The 16030-nt window shown below is 65.6% G+C and carries 15 protein-coding genes and 2 pseudogenes; 11 read left to right on the top strand and 6 right to left on the bottom strand.

Going from position 1 to position 16030, the window contains the following annotated elements:
* Positions 1–412: 412 nt before the first annotated feature.
* Positions 413–1747, bottom strand: a complete 1335-nt coding sequence (locus GJV80_RS18165) for an MFS transporter (protein WP_195909005.1) — start codon at positions 1745–1747, stop codon at positions 413–415.
* A gap of 97 nt (positions 1748–1844) precedes the next feature.
* Here GJV80_RS18165 and GJV80_RS18160 point away from each other — a divergent pair, with 97 nt between their 5' ends.
* Together GJV80_RS18160 and GJV80_RS18155 are read left to right on the top strand one after the other, a co-directional pair.
* Positions 1845–2156, top strand: a complete 312-nt coding sequence (locus GJV80_RS18160) for a helix-turn-helix transcriptional regulator (protein WP_154689101.1) — start codon at positions 1845–1847, stop codon at positions 2154–2156.
* Positions 2157–2519: 363 nt separating this feature from the next.
* Positions 2520–2639: pseudogene (locus GJV80_RS18155) on the top strand (transposase); the annotation flags it as partial.
* A 284-nt stretch (positions 2640–2923) separates the two neighbouring features.
* Here GJV80_RS18155 and GJV80_RS18150 read toward each other — a convergent pair.
* Entirely contained in the window at positions 2924–3772 is an 849-nt protein-coding gene (locus GJV80_RS18150; protein ID WP_154689100.1) for a phytanoyl-CoA dioxygenase family protein, read from the bottom strand.
* Between the two features lie 169 nt (positions 3773–3941).
* Here GJV80_RS18150 and GJV80_RS18145 point away from each other — a divergent pair, with 169 nt between their 5' ends.
* On the top strand, positions 3942–4769 hold the full coding sequence (locus GJV80_RS18145) for an IclR family transcriptional regulator (RefSeq protein ID WP_154689099.1): 828 nt from the start codon (positions 3942–3944) through the stop codon (positions 4767–4769).
* A gap of 230 nt (positions 4770–4999) precedes the next feature.
* Here the strand turns inward: GJV80_RS18145 and GJV80_RS18140 are convergent, their stop codons facing one another.
* A complete protein-coding gene (locus GJV80_RS18140; protein WP_154689098.1) occupies positions 5000–5398 on the bottom strand; it encodes a VOC family protein in 399 nt (132 codons plus the stop codon).
* A 194-nt stretch (positions 5399–5592) separates the two neighbouring features.
* Between GJV80_RS18140 and GJV80_RS25195 the strand changes: the two are divergent.
* A pseudogene (locus GJV80_RS25195) lies at positions 5593–5745 on the top strand (glycoside hydrolase family 18 protein); the annotation flags it as partial.
* 126 nt (positions 5746–5871) lie between these two features.
* Here the strand turns inward: GJV80_RS25195 and GJV80_RS24240 are convergent.
* Positions 5872–7263, bottom strand: coding sequence for a Gfo/Idh/MocA family protein (locus GJV80_RS24240; RefSeq protein WP_154689096.1), 1392 nt, complete (start codon positions 7261–7263; stop codon positions 5872–5874).
* Positions 7264–7481: 218 nt separating this feature from the next.
* Here GJV80_RS24240 and GJV80_RS24235 point away from each other — a divergent pair, with 218 nt between their 5' ends.
* Positions 7482–7643 carry a helix-turn-helix domain-containing protein gene (locus tag GJV80_RS24235; RefSeq protein WP_230207828.1) on the top strand — a complete coding sequence of 54 codons (162 nt, stop codon included), beginning with the start codon at positions 7482–7484 and terminating at the stop codon, positions 7641–7643.
* 261 nt (positions 7644–7904) lie between these two features.
* Here GJV80_RS24235 and GJV80_RS18120 read toward each other — a convergent pair whose 3' ends face one another.
* Positions 7905–8909, bottom strand: a complete 1005-nt coding sequence (locus tag GJV80_RS18120; protein ID WP_154689095.1) for a phosphotransferase — start codon at positions 8907–8909, stop codon at positions 7905–7907.
* Positions 8910–9224: 315 nt separating this feature from the next.
* On the opposite strand from GJV80_RS18120, the gene GJV80_RS18115 reads away from it, so the two are divergent.
* A complete protein-coding gene (locus GJV80_RS18115) occupies positions 9225–10205 on the top strand; it encodes a phosphotransferase family protein (RefSeq protein WP_154689094.1) in 981 nt (326 codons plus the stop codon).
* A gap of 160 nt (positions 10206–10365) precedes the next feature.
* Here GJV80_RS18115 and GJV80_RS18110 read toward each other — a convergent pair whose 3' ends face one another.
* Positions 10366–10836 carry a hypothetical protein gene (locus GJV80_RS18110; protein WP_154689093.1) on the bottom strand — a complete coding sequence of 157 codons (471 nt, stop codon included), beginning with the start codon at positions 10834–10836 and terminating at the stop codon, positions 10366–10368.
* 374 nt (positions 10837–11210) lie between these two features.
* On the opposite strand from GJV80_RS18110, the gene GJV80_RS18105 reads away from it, so the two are divergent.
* The 5 genes from GJV80_RS18105 (at position 11211) to GJV80_RS18085 (ending at position 15987) form a co-directional block, all read left to right on the top strand.
* Positions 11211–13817 (top strand): LuxR C-terminal-related transcriptional regulator, encoded by a 2607-nt coding sequence (locus GJV80_RS18105; RefSeq protein ID WP_230207827.1) that lies wholly within the window; start codon positions 11211–11213, stop codon positions 13815–13817.
* 113 nt (positions 13818–13930) lie between these two features.
* Complete coding sequence (locus GJV80_RS18100; protein WP_154689091.1) at positions 13931–14605, top strand: hypothetical protein; 675 nt, start codon at positions 13931–13933, stop codon at positions 14603–14605.
* Positions 14602–15273 carry a DUF2306 domain-containing protein gene (locus GJV80_RS18095; protein ID WP_154689090.1) on the top strand — a complete coding sequence of 224 codons (672 nt, stop codon included), beginning with the start codon at positions 14602–14604 and terminating at the stop codon, positions 15271–15273. The genes GJV80_RS18100 and GJV80_RS18095 overlap by 4 nt, the downstream gene beginning before the upstream one ends.
* Positions 15270–15551, top strand: a complete 282-nt coding sequence (locus tag GJV80_RS18090; RefSeq protein ID WP_195909004.1) for a hypothetical protein — start codon at positions 15270–15272, stop codon at positions 15549–15551. The genes GJV80_RS18095 and GJV80_RS18090 overlap by 4 nt, the downstream gene beginning before the upstream one ends.
* The gene (locus tag GJV80_RS18085; protein WP_154690366.1) at positions 15535–15987 is read left to right on the top strand and encodes a MarR family winged helix-turn-helix transcriptional regulator; all 453 of its coding nucleotides are present in this window, start codon (positions 15535–15537) and stop codon (positions 15985–15987) included. Before GJV80_RS18090 ends, GJV80_RS18085 begins: the two co-directional genes overlap by 17 nt.
* The last annotated feature ends 43 nt before the right edge of the window (positions 15988–16030 follow it).

Raw genomic sequence — 16030 nt, 5'->3', positions numbered from 1 at the left:
CGGATTATCTGTTCCTGATATGGGTGTAGCCCAGGGTGGATGCGGCCTCCGGGACGCGGCCTATCGTACGAGGGTTCACCAGGCTTGAAGCCGGACGTCAGACATGACGGCTTGGATGATCCTGAGCAGACGATGGTTAGGACTGGTACCCATTGATCTAGCGACCAGAAATGGTCGTGCAGACCAGTCAGCGAAGTCGAGCTGAACGTCCCCTTCTGACCCACGAATAACGTTTGCCGAGTTCTGGATACAAATCCCGGACGCCGTGGCCCGGCAACCGACGGGTCCGTAGCTGTGGTGGTGATGCGGCCCAGACGAGATGTCATCTGCGCCGGGTGTCAACGGTGTTCTTGTGCACGTGGTGCCAAGCGCCGGGCGCTCCACGGGCCCAGGCCACCAAGCCACGCCGGCATCAGGCGACCTGCAATTCCGTCTGACCACGGCGTGCAAGCACGGTAACGGCCAGGGCGACCCCCATAGCGGCAGCGCTAACGCTTAGGCAGTCGATGAACCCGTGGCCAAGATCGTGGGTTGTTCCAAGCAAGGGGCCGACCGCTGCGACGCCGATTGCAGAACCGATCTGGCGCGAGGTGTTGAACACCGAGGAAGCAGCTCCGTGGAGGCTTGGTTCGACCGCGGCGATGGACTGAGCGGTCATCGTCGAGACGAGCACTCCGGAGAACAGCCCGGCCGGGCACAGAACAAGAATGAGGGGCCATAAGGAAGTCGATGTACTCGCCCACGCCACAGCGAGGAGGGTGACGGTAAGAGCCGCTTGGCCGACGCCGAGGACCGTCCGGCGGCCCCACCGTTGGGCCAGGGGCGCGGCGCAGAGCGTTCCAACCGAGATCAAGCACGTGAGGGGCAGGAACAGCAGGCCGCTGGTAAATGCGCTCAGGTCACGACCCTGTTGGAGCATCAGGCCCATCGCGAACAGCAGGCCGTAGAAGGCGAAGTTGAATAACGCCCCTTGGGCTGCGGTGGTTGCGAACACGCGATCGGCATACAGGCCGAGCGGAAGTACCGGTGAACGTGTCGAACGCTCCACCACCGCAAAGACGACACCACCAAGGAGCGCCAAGCCGATCGCCGCCAGGACGGCGGGACTCGCCCAACCCCGGACTGGTCCCTCGATCAATGCGAACACCAGACTGCCGATGAGGACGGTCGCCACGGTCATTCCCGGGACGTCGACGCGGCGATCACGGCGGGGCACGCGTGGCATCGAATGCAGGCTCCAGATCAGGGCGGGGATGCCGATCACCACGTTGACTGTGAACACGGACCTCCACCCCACGGCCGAGACCAGCATTCCACCCAGCAGCGGACCTACGGCCATCCCCAGGCCGCCCGCTGCAGCCCACCGACCGACCAGGCGATGCCTGGCCTGCTCATCCGCGGCGGACGCAGTGGCGAGGACCAACGCGCTGGGAAGCAGCAGGGCGGACCCGACACCTTGCACCAGGCGCGCAAGATTGAGCACAAGCATCGACCCCGCGACGGCGCACACCGCCGAGGAGGCGGTGAACACGGTCAATCCCGCCGCGAAGGTTCGCTTGGCCCCGAGGATGTCCGTGATCGCGCCTGCCCCCAACATGACCGCGGCGAAGGACAGTGTGTAGGCGTTGACCGACCACTCCAGCTCCGACCGCGACGCCCCGAGGTGCGTACCGAGTTGGGCAAGTGCAAGGTTCACGATCGTGCCGTCCACGAAGACCATGAAGGCCGCGATGAGGGCGAGCGTCACAACACCACGTCTATGTTCGACAGTCATGGAACTAACGATATGGCATTGTTCGAGGCATATGGAACAAGGCTATGCTGGCGGTAAGGAGGGCCAGGACATGGCGAGCAAGACTGCGACGCGAACGACAACCACCCGGAGCACTCTCGACGTCGCTACGGTGCTGCGAGCACTCTCTGATCCAGTGCGACTTGAGCTGGTGCGCCAGCTACGTGCCTCTGACGTGCCGATCGCCTGCGGCACCTTCGACGTGACGGTCGCCAAGAACACCCTCAGCCACCACTTCAAAACCCTGCGCGAGGCGGGAGTGATCGTCACGCACCGCCAAGGAACCCAAGCCCTCAACACTCTCCAAGAGGACGAACTCAACACAGCATTCCCTGGTCTCCTGGACGCGATCCTGCCTCGCTAACGCCGAACCGACGTGGAGTGGGCAGGCGGCCCGCGAACGTGAGCCCGATGGCGCGGCCTTGCGGTCGGGAGTGACCAGGGAGGTCGCGACGACGGCGCCGGAAGAACGCCGAGCACAACGCGGCCACGATCCGGCCGAATAGGGGAGGGCCGACCATCGGCCGCGGTTGGCCGGCGGGGCGTGTGCGGAGACCTGATCGCTTGTGGCATGGAGACGATAGGCATCACCGAGCGGGTCCGTAACGGTCTGGGCGGCCCGGCAATGACGGCGCATGCGCATGGACGAGTTCCTAGATTTGCGTCCTTCAGAGTGGTGTACGGCTCCTGGTGAGCGTGTCGGTCTGAAGTAGACGACGGTCACCGGGCCGCGGATACGTTGGTGATCAAGGTCGGCGAGGCCGGCCGAGTAGTCGGCGTGCACGCCCTGGTCGCGACCGGTGTCAAGGCTGACGGGCACCGGGAAATCCTTGGCCTGCAAGTCGCTGGCGATCTACCCAAGGACCTAGCAACCGCGGGTCCAGCCCGCACACGAACCATGCCTGGTGATTGATCGGATGCGGGCAGCCTAGGCGCGCTCGGGCTGATGCTCGATGGCGCGGCCCGATGATCATGCCCGCGCCGGGGCCTCAGCTCGCGGTGGCGGGTCATGTCGGTCTGCGAACCTCTCGTGACGTAGGCAATGTCGCCAGTTGGGGTGAGGACGGTCGATCGACTTTCGGCGATGGCGATGTGACGGCGGCCGCCGAGGGACATGGGTTCGATGCGTGGCTACTTCTCGGCGTGCTTCTCCTCGCCGACGTCCTCCGGGCTGTGCTCAGCGAGCCACGCTCGGAGTGGCACATCTTCGGGAGTCGGACTGTAGAAGCCGTTGGCACCGGTGCCGTAGCCCAGGAGTTGCTTGCGGATCGGGTCACTGTCGGCCCAGAAATCAGACAAGGTCATCTCGTCCTTGGGCTTGATCCAACGGTGGCCGTATCCGTAGAAGAGGACCTTGCGGGTGATGTCGGACCAGTTGGGGCTGGCGGCATGCCAGAGTCGACGATCAAAGAGAACCGCCGTTCCAGGCTTGGCCAGGACAGGCACTGCGCCCTCGGGCTGTCCACTCCCGCCAGGAACAGCTACCTCCTCGTTGACGTGGCTACCGGGGACTACCCAGAAGTTTCCTCGACCCGCTTCCGACACGTCGGACAGGAAGTAGGCGACCTTGACCGAGAGCCGTGGGTGAGGAGCCGGCATGTCGAAGTTCACTCGACCTGAGTCTTGGTGCCAGCCGAATGTCTTGTCGGACTGCGTGGCTCCTGATGGGGGAGTGACGATCATGTGGGCGTGGTAGATCGAGAGGTTCCAGCCGAGGATTCCCCAGATCTTCGGAAGAATCGGCTCATAGTCGACCAGGTCAAGGAACAGCTTGTCCTCGGGAATGAAGTTGGGTACGAACATCGCCTGGTTGTCGGGGTTTCCGGCCGCGACATAACGCTCATGGATCCGATCGGTCACCTCGGTGAGCAGCTTGACGTGATCAGCGGTCAGCGCGTCCTCGATCTGCAGGAAGCCCTGCCGCTCAAAGGTCGCGCGGTCCTCTTCGGTCAGTCGGTGAGCCAGTGCTGAGACCTGCATCCGTGTCGTCCCCTCATCCGAGATTCATTAATACTGAACGATGATCAGTAATATTGAACGATATTTGCGCCTTTGTGAGGATGTCAATGGCGGGTCCGGAAGGTGATCATGCTTGAGCCGGCGGCGAACGATCGCTCGGCCATTGGGGAGTCCGGCTACTCTTCGGCACATGTCTAGCGCCGCCGATCCTCGTGCGGGCGACGTCCAGTCGCTGCACCGGGCGTTCGATCTCCTTGAGGAGATCGCCCGGAACGGAGAAAGCGGCGTGACTGCACTGGCGCGCAGTGTGGGGCTGAGGCCATCGACAACCCACAACCTGCTGAAGACGATGGTCAAGCGGGGTTATCTCCTCGCTCAGGATGGGCGGTACCGGCTCGGGCCATCAGTGACGGCGATGACCGCCCGTTTCGACCCCGCCATCGCATTGCCCTCGGTCGTCAGACCGGCGATCGAGAAAGCTAGCCGCGCCACGCGGATCAGCGTCCTGGCGGCGATTCTCGTCAACGACGGCCTCCAGAGCATTGGCAGGGCCGAGCCGTCGCGCCTCATCTATCAGGTGACATCACCCCGGGACGAATGGGATCCCGGGGCGGTACTGATCCCGGCCGCCGGTCGGGTCCTGGTGGCGTTTGCTAACCGTGACAGGTGGCCAACCTTCATCGAGGCCGCCTCGGGTGTCGAACCCGGTTGGACCCCAACGCAATGGGTCCAGTACCTCGACGAGATTGTTGCCCACGGAATGTGCGTCAAGTTTGATCCAGATCGCTACCTGGCACTTGGTGTGCCCGTCTGGGCCGGCCCAGGAGTCGTGGTGTGCTCGTTGGCCTGCGCGCTGCCGGCCAGCATGGCCACATCTGAACTGATGCAGACCATGCTGGACGCCTTGTGGACCGCAACCTCGGAGATCTCACCCCTTCTTGGCTGCGATCGGCTGCCGTACCCGAAGCCGGTGCTGACTGAGCAGCAGCTTCACGCAGTCGACGCAGTTGGAGCTTGATCCTCTCTCGACAGCCACGGAGTCGGGTATGCACCCAGTGGTGGACCGAGCTCACCGACCATCTGCGGTCGCTCGGCTACACCGATGATCACATCAAGGCAGCCGGGCTGGCGACCCAAGCGCGACGCCGGCGTCGGGAGGGTAACGATCGCGGAGCTGCCCGCTGGTACGGACCCGGCCTCGATGCCCGCACCCCGGGCACGTCGGGCGATGACGCGGCCACATCGGAATCAGCGTCCCTGTCGTAGCTGCAGTCGGTTGCCGTCGGGATCCTCGAACTGCGCCACATAGCCCCAGGGGAACTCCAGGACCTCCGAGACGGACTTCACGCCGCGCGACTGCAACTCCTCGACGGCCTTGCGGCAGTCGTCGGTCTCGATGGTGATCGATGCCGGCGGCCGACCCATCACCGGCTCGGCCTGTCCCGGTGTCCCGGGCCAGAGAACCAACATGAAGTCTTCACCCGTGACGCCTACCGTCAGGAACCGCGGGCCGCCCGGGGTCGTGGGCGGGTTCTCGTTCCGCTTCTCCAGTCCAACGACGTTGGTGTAGAAGTCGAGCGCTCGGTCCTGGTCGCTCACCAGCACGCTTGTGTAGAAGACCTTCTTCAACACGGTTTCCTCCTTCAAGAGTTTGCTCTACTCCTTACGACGTTGGTCGAGCCGAAGATGTCAGGCGGCCCAAGCCGGCCGCGTCCAAGACTCGCCGAGCAGTAAGCAACGCGGAGGAGGTCTACGCCGGCGAGATCGACCTGGCGGCGTTGGTCCTCGTCGGGTTGTATCAGCAGGCACGAGGATCGCGCGGGTGCTGTCCCGCATCCGCGATGCTGCTTCGTAGTCGGGCTCCTGAACCACCGTTGCGTCGTCGGGGATGGATCTTCGACGGGACCACGTTCTGGACCTACGACGACCCGGCCGAGATTGCAACGCAGGGCCGGAACGCCAACGCCCGAGGGCTGGGCGGGGTGATGACCTGGTCGATGGACGGCGCAACACCTCGCAGGGAGAACTCATCTCCGGTCGGTACGCGGGGCTGCACGACCGTTCTCGGCGACGCCGAGACAGGTCAGGCGGGTGGGAACTCGCGGATCGGCTTGCGCCGATCACGGAATGCCGGGGCGGTTGCGTTTCCAGTCGCCGCGGGTGAAATCGGGAAACTCGACCGGTGCATTGCCGTTGGCGACCGACTCCTCGCTCAGCGGACCGGGGGCCGACCACGCGGCGGCGTCGTAGACGTCCATGTCCGGAACGGCTCCGGCGCGCATCGCCTGGACCAATCGCAGCAGGACGAGGTAGTCCATGCCTCCGTGACCGCCGCTGGCCATCGCCTTGTCGCCCTCCTGTCGCCATAAGGGGTGCTCGAAGGCGGGCAGATAGGCATCGATGTCGCGGTATTCCTCTTCCTCGGAGTCGCTCGCGCCCTGACCGCCCTGGATTCCTCCGAGCACCGGATCGTCTTCCAAGAAGATCCGCGGCGGGTAGTCGGTGAAGATGCCGTTGGTTCCGACCACCTGATTGCGACGGTCGTATGGCCGGGGGCCGATCACCTGATGCTGCAGCACGATGCTGCGCCCGGCGGCGGTCTGCAGGAGCGAGGTGTTGATGTCGGCACACCGATAGGCCTCGTCGCGACGCGGGTCACCCTCTGGCACGTTCGCATCCCGCCACTTCTGAAGGCCGACACTGGGCGAGCCCATCGAGACCAACCGGGTGAACCGGTCGCCACGGTTGATGCCGAAATAGGAAGCTACCGGCCCGAGGCCGTGGGTCGGATACAGATTCCGATCATGTTCGATGTGCATCTGCCGCCGCCACGGTTGATCGTTGACCAACATGCCCCGCAGGTCATGGTTGTAGGAGCACTCCGCGTGCAGCAACTCGCCAAGCGCACCGGCCCGTACGAGCTGCAGCGCGAGCAACTCGGTGCGGCCGTAACAGCAGTTCTCCAGCATCACGCAGTGGCGCCGGGTCTGCTCCGACGTGTCAACCAGTGCCCAGCACTCCTCGATCGTGAGAGCCGCCGGAACTTCCAAGCCGACGTGTCTGCCGGCCCGCATCGCTTGGATCGCGAGCGGAGCATGCGACGGCCACGGCGTGGCGATCAGCACCAGGTCGATGTCGGCACGGGCGAGCAGCCGGTCCACGGCGTCGTCTCCGTCGTAGGTCTGGGGCTCCGGTTTGCCCTGGCGGACCAGCAGGTCGGACACCGCGGTGGCCGGCTCGGCAAGCCGATCGGCGACCGCCACCACTCGGGCGCCTGCCACCGGGGCGAGGCTGGAAACCAGTCCGCCCTGCCGCCCTCCGGCGCCGATCAGACCGATACGGACTTCGGGATGCGGCTCGAAGGCGAGATCGGCAACCGACGACTGCCCGCGTGCGCGGGGACGCTCGGGCGGACGTCGCGGTGGGTCATCACGCTCCGTATCCCTTTCGTACGCGTGCATCGACGCGTCGGTGTCGGGCCTCAGGTCGGCGAAGTTCGGTTCAGGAGTCATGGCAGCTTCATGATTCCAGTACCGCAGGCCGAGGTGGTCGCGCCCGCGCCCGGTCGGTACCCGATGCTCGAGTCATCGGCGAAGAGTTGACCGCAGCAGGAGTCCGACTGAGCCTTGGTGGCTCGGTCTATGACCCAATGATGCGATCGGCCGGTTGCTGTTCAACGTATTGGCCATGGTCGAGGAGTTCGAAGCCGATCTAATCCGGATGCGCGCCGTTGAGGGTATCGGTCGCGAAGGCGAAAGGACACCTGCGCGGAAGGGTGCCGAAGCTGAGTGCCCGGCAGGAAGCGCATCTGATCGAGTTGCTGGAGTCAGGCCGGTACAGCACCGGTGAGGTGGCGGAGTTGTTCGGTGTCGCGCGCTCGACGATCCATTGAGCGCAGCAGGGAGCAAAAGCCAAGGTGGGGAGGCGGGTGACGAGCTGCAATCCCGTCGGCCCGGCTGTTACGGATCTTGACCCCCGGCCACGCCACGCCGTTGTCCGCTGACGATCCCGGTGTCCGTTGAGGCTACCCGAGGGGTGTGCCCGGCAAGGCACCCAGCCGGGCAGCCTGCACGACTCAAGCAAGCAACGATCACCGGGCAGGCTGCACGTGCGGAATCAGGCGACAGCGTCGTAGTCGTGCGGAGTCGCCGGGTCACCAAATGCTGCTGATGTTCCTGACGGTCTGCAACCAGCCTCGAACGCCTCCGAGGCGGTAGGGTTGGTCGACCCAGCCGTGGGACATGGCCAGTCCGTCCATTACGAGCATCAGCTTTCCGGCGTCGATTGCCTCGTCGGCTTCAGCGTCGGATAGTCCATAGCCGTGGAGGAACGCTGCCACTCGTGGATTGTCCATGCTGGCCGGGCCGGACTCGAAGAGCTTGATCATCTCCTGCGGAAGGCCAATTCCGGCGCAAGAGAGATCCCAGTCCAGCATGGTGACCGCGGCGTTATTGATCACGAGGTTGTTGAGTCGGTTGTCGTAGTGGGTGAGGACTGAGTCGACCGTCCACGATGACGCACTCCGCACCCCGGCGGCGACCCTCGCCAGGTCAGACTCGGAGACGATGTGCTGGCTGAGAAGGAAATCCAGCACCCTGGCGTCTTCGGGCCGGGCGTCACCGACGCAGAGGTAAACCTGCATCCAAGCATTGAGGAAATCTGGCCAGGTCGGATAGCAACCGACGATCTGGCCGGACCCGTCCGGGGCGAACATCCCGAAGCCCGTGGTCCTGACCTGATTGGTCTTGCCGACCTGGCCTCCGAGCTGATCGAACCAACTCATCTCCTGGGTTGCCAGATCGGGGTGGTCGGTCGCCGGTGTCCCCTGGGCGCGTTCGATCACTGCGTACGATCGCGGGGCATCACCAACTGCCAGAATCCGCGGTGTCTGCACGCCCCCGTCTGCAGCAAGGTCGATGATCTTCTGCAGCGTCGAGTAGTCGTTCCTCACGATCGTTCCAGTGCCGGTCCAGATGACATGTCCGAGAAGATCCGGCGGCTCTGTTGGATCGTTGAGGCCAAGCAACACCGCAACCTGCCCGCTGCCGTAACAAGCACTCTGCTCACCTGAACCGAGAAACTCGAGATTGCTGGCGGGGTAGCCGTGGCGGGCCAGGAGGTCTCGAGCGGCAACGATGAGCTCACTCTGGCTTTGCACGGCGCGACGATACCGGCGAGAACAGCACAGGCGCAGGTCATTTCAGCTTCCCGCAGCTCCTCAGAACACCACCAGGATCACAACCATCAACAAAGAACACCGCTCACGTAGGCGGTCGCACAAGCACTTCGAGTCGCCGAACCGCCCGATCAGCGATCGCCAGGACTGCCCGATGACGGGACCGTGCGTCCTTCATCGGGTGCGCAGTCAGGCACCGGCTGCCGCCCGGTCCGGATCCGCTTCGGGCGGGCGGACGCAGGTGGTGGAATCTGAAAGCGTTCAGTCCCGAGCCCCTCACCAGTAGGGTCGACGTACGTGACCAGCGACGACGTGGTCGACCCCGAGCTGACGGTCGATGGCGATTGGCGAGAGAACAGGTTCTTCCGGCGTCGACCCTCGACCGAAACGCTCAGCTGGGCTGCCGCTTCCATGGGCAAGGGCAGTCGCATCGTCGGCCACCGTCGATTGACCGGTGGCGTCAACTCTGCTGTCCATCGGTTGACAGTTGAGCGAGACAACACGCGAACCTTTGTGGTGTTGCGGCAGTACCCGGCGGGGAGCATCGCGCTTCGGACCGCACTGGAGGAGGAGATTGCCAACCTGAAGGTTGTGGCCGGCAGCGGACTACCGGTCCCGACGATATTGGCCGCGGACGTCGCCGGTGCCGCTACGGGCGGTGCGCCATCGCTGCTGATGACACGGCTACCTGGCCACGTTCACCTCAACCCAGCCGAGCACCGGCCGTGGATCGAGAGGATCGCCGAGTTCGCCGCTCGCCTGCATTCGGTTGATCTCCCAGCCCCAATGTTTCGACCTTGGACAGACTCCTGGATCACACCCCTAGGAACGTTTCGGGTGCCGGCCGGCGCGCAGAAACCTGCGGTCTGGCAGGCCGCCTTCAATGCCATGGAGTCAGCACCGCCTGCGGATGTTGCGGTCTTCCTGCACTGTGACTACCTGCCCGTCAACCTGCTGTGGTCGCGCGGCAAAATCACTGGACTTACCGACTGGAATGGCATCCACCGAGGGTCTCGCGCGATCGATGTCGGACAGTGCCGGCGGTATCTGGCCGCGCTCTACTCACCCGAATGGGCAGAGGAGCTCCGCTCGCGCTATGAATCGATCGCGGGTGTCCTCCTTGACCCGTGGTGGGACTTGTACACCCTGCTTCACCACAGCGACAACGCGCCGAAGTCAATCTCCCGCCAGGTTGCCGGGCGCCGCCCTATCGACGTGTCGGGCATGACAGCACGCGTCGAGCTCGTCGTAGAACGAGCACTGCAGCGCCTCCGCTGAACCCAAGCCGCTGCCGTGACCTCCATGGTGCCGCTGCGGGATCCGTAACGCGCGCCGGATCCGCTGTCGACGCCGTTCAGACGACTGTCGTTGATCAGTGATGCCGGTGCCGGGATGCCTGGTTGGTTCGCCCAGCCGCCAGTGACTGACGCTTCCGTTCCTAAACACCTGAGCCGACGGTCGCGTCCGGCGTTGTCCGGGTACGCCAGGGGTCGCCGGCGACCCGGGCGTAGCTGCGAACGGCGTACCGCCATGGGACGGCGACGATGATCACGATCACCAGGGAACAGTTGATGAGAATCGTTGCGGCCGCTGCGTCAAGATCACCACCGATTGCCTTCGGCAGAGCGACGAGGGACAACCAGAGCAGCTTCCAGATCGTTTCGAGCAGCAGCACGGGAATCAACTTGACGGGATAGCGCAGACCGAGAAACACCAGCAGAGACATTGCGGTGAGCAGACAAACGGTTATGCCCTCGTAGAGCGGCAGGTCGGCCGCATGCCGGAGAAGCGGCCACTTCACCAGGGCGAGGCCGACGGCCATGAACAGGTAGGCGCCCCGCAGGATGTACAGCCGGGGCAACGACAGGTCGGAATGGGTTCGGTGTGCTCTTGCGGTCGTGGTGGACATTTCTGCTCCTGTCGGACGGATAGCGGCGGGTGCCGCAGGATGTCGGGAATCTAGGCAGCCTTGTGGTGGCGCGGCATCACAGCATGGGGTGATCGGCGATGTGATCATGGTGTCCCACCGGCTCGCGGCTCGAGACGACGTCGGGCGGCAGGCGCCGGCGGAGATCGGAGCAGAGCCGCTCTTCGCCAGCGGGCCGAGAGCTGCACTCCTAGGCTGGTCTGGTGGCTGTGCTCGGCTCCAAGTTGCACGTTCCGACGCCTCGGCGATCGCTGGTCCCCCGTCCGCGCCTTACCGAGCTGCTTCCGGGCGCTGACGGACCGACGCCTCGGCTCGTGCTGGTGTCCGCGCCGGCGGGGTTCGGGAAGACCACTCTGATGACGCAATGGCTGACGGCGACCGGGACTACCGACCACCAGAAGCGATCAGAGCGAGGGCCGATCGCCAGGGTGGCGTGGTTGTCTCTGGACGAGGAAGATCATGATCTTCCTCGGTTCCTCAACCATCTCGTGGCCGCCTTCCGGAGCGCGGATCTTGACGTCGGGGCGGAGGCGCTTACGTTGTTGGAGAGTGATCACGTCCCGCCGGCCGATGCGGTGCTGGTCAGCATTGTCAGCGATCTGGAGATGATCGACGGCCGTATGGTGGTGGTTCTTGACGACTATCACGTGATCGATGCGCCGACCGTGCACGAGGCTGTCACGTTCCTGATCGAGAACCTCCCGCCGCAGGTCACTGCCGCAATCACCACTCGCGCGGACCCGCCGTTGTCGCTGTCCCGGCTCCGGGCACGTGGCGAACTGGTCGAGATCCGAGCAGCCGATCTGCGGTTCACACCCGACGAAGCCGAAGTGTTCCTGACCCGGACGATGGATTTGCAGCTGGAGCCGGAGTGGGTGGCCGCCCTGGCCGCCCGCACCGAGGGCTGGGCGGCCGGGCTGCAACTGGCCGCGCTGTCGGCCCGGACCCATACCGGCGTCGACGGGTCCGGCGGCGTCGCGCGCTTCGTCGAATCCTTCTCCGGCACGCATCGGTTCGTCCTGGACTACCTGGTCGAGGAGGTCCTGGACCGGCAACCGGAGCAGGTCGCAGGCTTCCTTCTGGAGACCTCGGTGCTCGATCAGTTGACCGGAGAACTCTGTGACGCTCTCACCAGGCGCTCCGACGGTCGGGCCATGTTGGAAAGGCTCGAGCGGGAGAACCTGTTCGTCGTGCCGCTCGATGACGAACGCCGCTGGTACCGCTACCACCACCTGTTCGCCGACACCTTGCGTGCCCGGCTGGGCGCCCGGGATCCCGGCCGGGTCGTCGAGCTCCATGCCGCGGCCGGCCGATGGCTTGTCCAGAACGGATTCCTGGCCGACGCCGTACGGCACGGGATCGCGAGTGCAGATCATGAACGCGTCGCCGACCTGATCGAGCTCACACTCGGCGACCTGCGCCGTCGTCGCCAAGACCGCACCATCCGCGACTGGCTGGCCACCCTGCCGGATGACGTCGTACGCGATCGGCCGTTGCTGGCGACATTCGTCGGCTGGAGTCGGCTGTCCCACGGCGACTTCAACGCGGTGGAGGGATGGCTGGATGCTGCCGAGGCCGGTCTGCTGCGGGCACCTTCCAAGATCAACGCGGGGGACGCCGCTGCCGGCGCGGCACGGGATCGGGACGCTGAGCTCGGTTCGCTTCCGGCCATGATCGCCATCTATCGCGCCTCGGTCGCCCAGGCCCGGGGCGATGTCGACGGTACGGTGTCGCAGGCCCGCCGGGCACTCGCGCTGGCGCAACCCGAGGATCACTTCGCGCGCGGCGCCGCCGGCGGCTTCCTCGGGCTGGCCGCCTGGGCGGCCGGCGACCTCGGCACTGCGGCGGACACGTTCACCGCTGCGGCGGCGAACCTGCACGCGGCCGGCATGATCACCGACGAACTCGGCATGGCGGTCATCACGGCGAGCATCTGGCTCGGGCGCGGACGGCCGCTGCAGGCGCGCCGTCTCTACGAGCAGGCGCTGGCCACGGCGGAGCGGCAATCCGGCCCGGTGCTCTCCACCGTCGGCGACCTGCATGTCGGCCTGGCCGACGTCCTCCGCGAGCAGGGCGAGCTCGAGGCGGCGGCCGCGCACCTCGACATCGCCCGTGAGCTGGGCGAGCGAGCGTCACTCCCGGAGAACCGGCACCGCTGGTATACCGCCATGGCCGGACTGCTGCAGGCACGCGGGGATCTCGATGGAACGATTGCGATGCTGGACCGGGCCGAGCCGACGTTCCTGCCGGGCTACTTTCCGGACGTACGGCCGATCGCCGCGACCCGGGCGCGGGCATGGATCCTCCAGGGCCGCCTCGAGGAAGCACAGGCCTGGGCCCGCGATCGCGGCGTCGCGCCGACCGACCCGCCGACCTATCTCGCCGAGTACGACCAGCTCACCCTGGCCCGGCTGCTCGTTGCCCAGGGTCGTGCCGGCGAGGCGCTCGACCTGCTCGGTCAGATTCTGGACGCCGGGCAGGCGGCAGACCGCGACGGGAGCCTGATCGAGGCGAGCCTGGTTCGGGCGCTCGCACACCACGCCAACGGCGACACCCGCGCAGCTACTGCAGACCTGGCCGTCACGCTCAGCATCGGAGTGCCGGCCGGGTACAGCCGACTCTTCCTCGACGAGGGGAACCCGTTCCTCGAGCTGCTCGATCGGATGGCCGGCAGCGCGCCGGAGGACGTCGGGGAGCACGCCGAGCGGCTCCTGGCGGCGACCCAGGAGCCGTCGGGGATTGCGCACCCGCGCCGCGACTCGGAGGACGGGCTGAGCGCCCGCGAGCTGGAAGTGTTGCGGCTGTTGGCGACCGAGCTCACCGGGCCGGAGATCGCGCGGCAGCTGTTCGTCTCGGTGAACACCCTTCGTACGCACACCAAGCACATCTTCACGAAGCTGGACGTCAGCACCCGGCGTGCCGCGGTCGGTCGAGCGGTGGATCGCGGCCTGCTGTCGTCATGACGCGCAATCACCACCTGGATCACATCAGATGATGATGTGGTCCCACCGCGTCGATTCGTAGCGTTCCGGACATCGCCGGGCATTCCGCCTGGCACCGAAACCGGGGAATCGACATGATCATCACCACCAACCGCCTGACGGCAGCCTCAGGGGTTTGCGCCGCCCTCGCCGGTGCGATCTTCATCGGCGTCCAGATCGGGCACCCGCATCTGGACGCCCACTCCATCCAGACGACCGAGATGGCGGTCCGGGACACCCTGAAGGTCGCCATGGCGGCGCTCGCCCTGGCCGGCTTCACCGGCATGTACCTGAGTCAGGTGCGCCGCAACGGCGTCCTCGGACTGATCGGCTACCTGGTGCTCAGCGCCGGCTACCTGATGGTGATGGGCACGGCCTTCGTCGCCGCGTTCGTGATCCCGAGCGTCGCAGCCTCCAATCCCGAGTACGCCAATGACGTGATCGCCGCAACCACCGGCGGCTCACCGGTGGGCGACATCGGGGCGCTGGCTATGGTCGCCAAGATCCAGGGCTTCGCGTACCTCGCCGGTGGCCTGATCTTCGGTATCGCGCTGTTCCGCGCCCGCGTCCTGGCCCGCTGGGCGACCCTGCTGCTTGCGGCCGGCGGACTCGTCAGCGCTGCACTGTCGATGATGCCGGACGCCTTCTACCGACTGCTGGCCTTCCCGAACGGCATCGCCATGATCGGACTCGGTGTCTCCCTGTGGGTCAGCCGGCGCAATCTGGCCGTCACCAGGACCGGCGCGTCGTACGCCTCCGCGATCCGATGAGCACCCGGGAGCGGAGCTGGCCGGTGCCGGTGACACTGGTCGCACTCAGCCTCATCCCGCTGACGGCCGGAATGCTCCGACTGGTCCAGCTCACCGGCGGGCCGGCCATCATCGCCGCCGACCACCGGTTCGCCGGATTTCCGCTCCCGCTCGTCGTGCATATTCTCGGCGCGACGACGTACGCATTGATCGGAAGTCTGCAGTTCGTGCCACGGCTGCGCCGCCGGCATCCGGGCTGGCATCGTCGTGCCGGCCGGGTGCTGGCCGTCGCCGGCCTTCTGGTGGCGGTCTCGGCGCTCTGGATGACCTTGTTCTACGAGCCAAAACCCGGCACCGGCTACCTGCTCTATGTGCTCCGGTTGATCTTCGGATCCGCGATGGCCGGCTGCCTCGTCCTCGGCTTCGCGGCCATCCGCCGAGGCAACGTCGCGACCCATCGGGCCTGGATGATCCGGGCGTACGCGATCGGGCTGGCGGCAGGCACCCAGGCGTTCACCGAAGGCATCGGTGGGGCGTTCTTCGGCACCGGTGCGCTCGCCGCAGACCTGGCCAAGGCAGCCGGTTGGGTGATCAATCTGGGCGTCGCCGATTGGGCTGTCCGCCATCACCGAACCGATCATCGGCCCGCCTTCCCAACGGGTGCCGAGCACGCGGGGACGGTGTCGTGATCACTGCCTGCACGACCTATGTGATCCGCGTCGCCAGCCACCTGGACGATCACTGGTCGCCCCGACTGGGCGATGCCACGCTGACCCGCGAGGCCGACGGCACCACCATGATCACCGTCTCGGTTGCAGACCAGGCGCAGCTCCACGGAGTGTTGATCGGGCTACGTGACCTGGGCGCTGTGCTGCTCTCACTACACATCCCGGATGATGCCCACCGGCCCGGTTATGATGATCGACACGGAAGGGTGGCGGGTTTTGGTGATGACGGCTCCCGATGAATCTGATGGGTCCGAGCCTCTCTCGAAGTCTGATTTTGAGGAACTGGCACGCTTCCGATTCGCCATCCGGCGTTATCTGCGCGTCAGCGAGGAGATCGTCCGTAGCCGTGGCCTCACGCCGCAGCAATATCAACTGCTGTTGGCGCTTATGGGTTTCCCGGGCAGGGAATGGGCCACGGTGAAGGAACTGGCCGATCTGATCCAACTGAGGCATCACAGCGTTGTTGAACTCGTGAACCGAGCTCAGAGCCAAGGTTTGGTCCGCCGCGACGCGGACCCCACCGACGCCAGGGCAGTTCGGGTCTGCCTCACAGCCGAAGGTGAACGCGTCCTGGGCATGCTGAGCGCTCTGCACCGGGACGAGCTGAGCCGGATGGGCACCGCCTTCAAACTTCCGATGTGGCGCATATCGTCGCGACATTCCCAACAGCCGTAAGCGGCCTGACCGGGTTCGATCGCCGCCCGCCGTGAGCCCGCCA

Origin of the sequence: Microlunatus sp. Gsoil 973, assembly GCF_009707365.1 — a bacterium.
Classification (GTDB): Bacteria; Actinomycetota; Actinomycetes; order Propionibacteriales; family Propionibacteriaceae; genus Microlunatus.
The sequence above is the reverse complement of the archived record's forward strand: the minus strand, read 5'-3'. Positions and strand labels throughout refer to the sequence as shown.

Coding starts and splice junctions, on each gene's coding strand:
- GJV80_RS18100 (WP_154689091.1), top strand. CDS start 13,931: ATGATCATCACCACCAACCGCCTGACGGCAGCCTCAGGGGTTTGCGCC.
- GJV80_RS18160 (WP_154689101.1), top strand. CDS start 1,845: ATGGCGAGCAAGACTGCGACGCGAACGACAACCACCCGGAGCACTCTC.
- GJV80_RS24240 (WP_154689096.1), bottom strand. CDS start 7,263: ATGACTCCTGAACCGAACTTCGCCGACCTGAGGCCCGACACCGACGCG.
- GJV80_RS18110 (WP_154689093.1), bottom strand. CDS start 10,836: ATGTCCACCACGACCGCAAGAGCACACCGAACCCATTCCGACCTGTCG.
- GJV80_RS18150 (WP_154689100.1), bottom strand. CDS start 3,772: ATGCAGGTCTCAGCACTGGCTCACCGACTGACCGAAGAGGACCGCGCG.
- GJV80_RS18145 (WP_154689099.1), top strand. CDS start 3,942: ATGTCTAGCGCCGCCGATCCTCGTGCGGGCGACGTCCAGTCGCTGCAC.
- GJV80_RS18085 (WP_154690366.1), top strand. CDS start 15,535: ATGACGGCTCCCGATGAATCTGATGGGTCCGAGCCTCTCTCGAAGTCT.
- GJV80_RS18095 (WP_154689090.1), top strand. CDS start 14,602: ATGAGCACCCGGGAGCGGAGCTGGCCGGTGCCGGTGACACTGGTCGCA.
- GJV80_RS18105 (WP_230207827.1), top strand. CDS start 11,211: ATGACGCAATGGCTGACGGCGACCGGGACTACCGACCACCAGAAGCGA.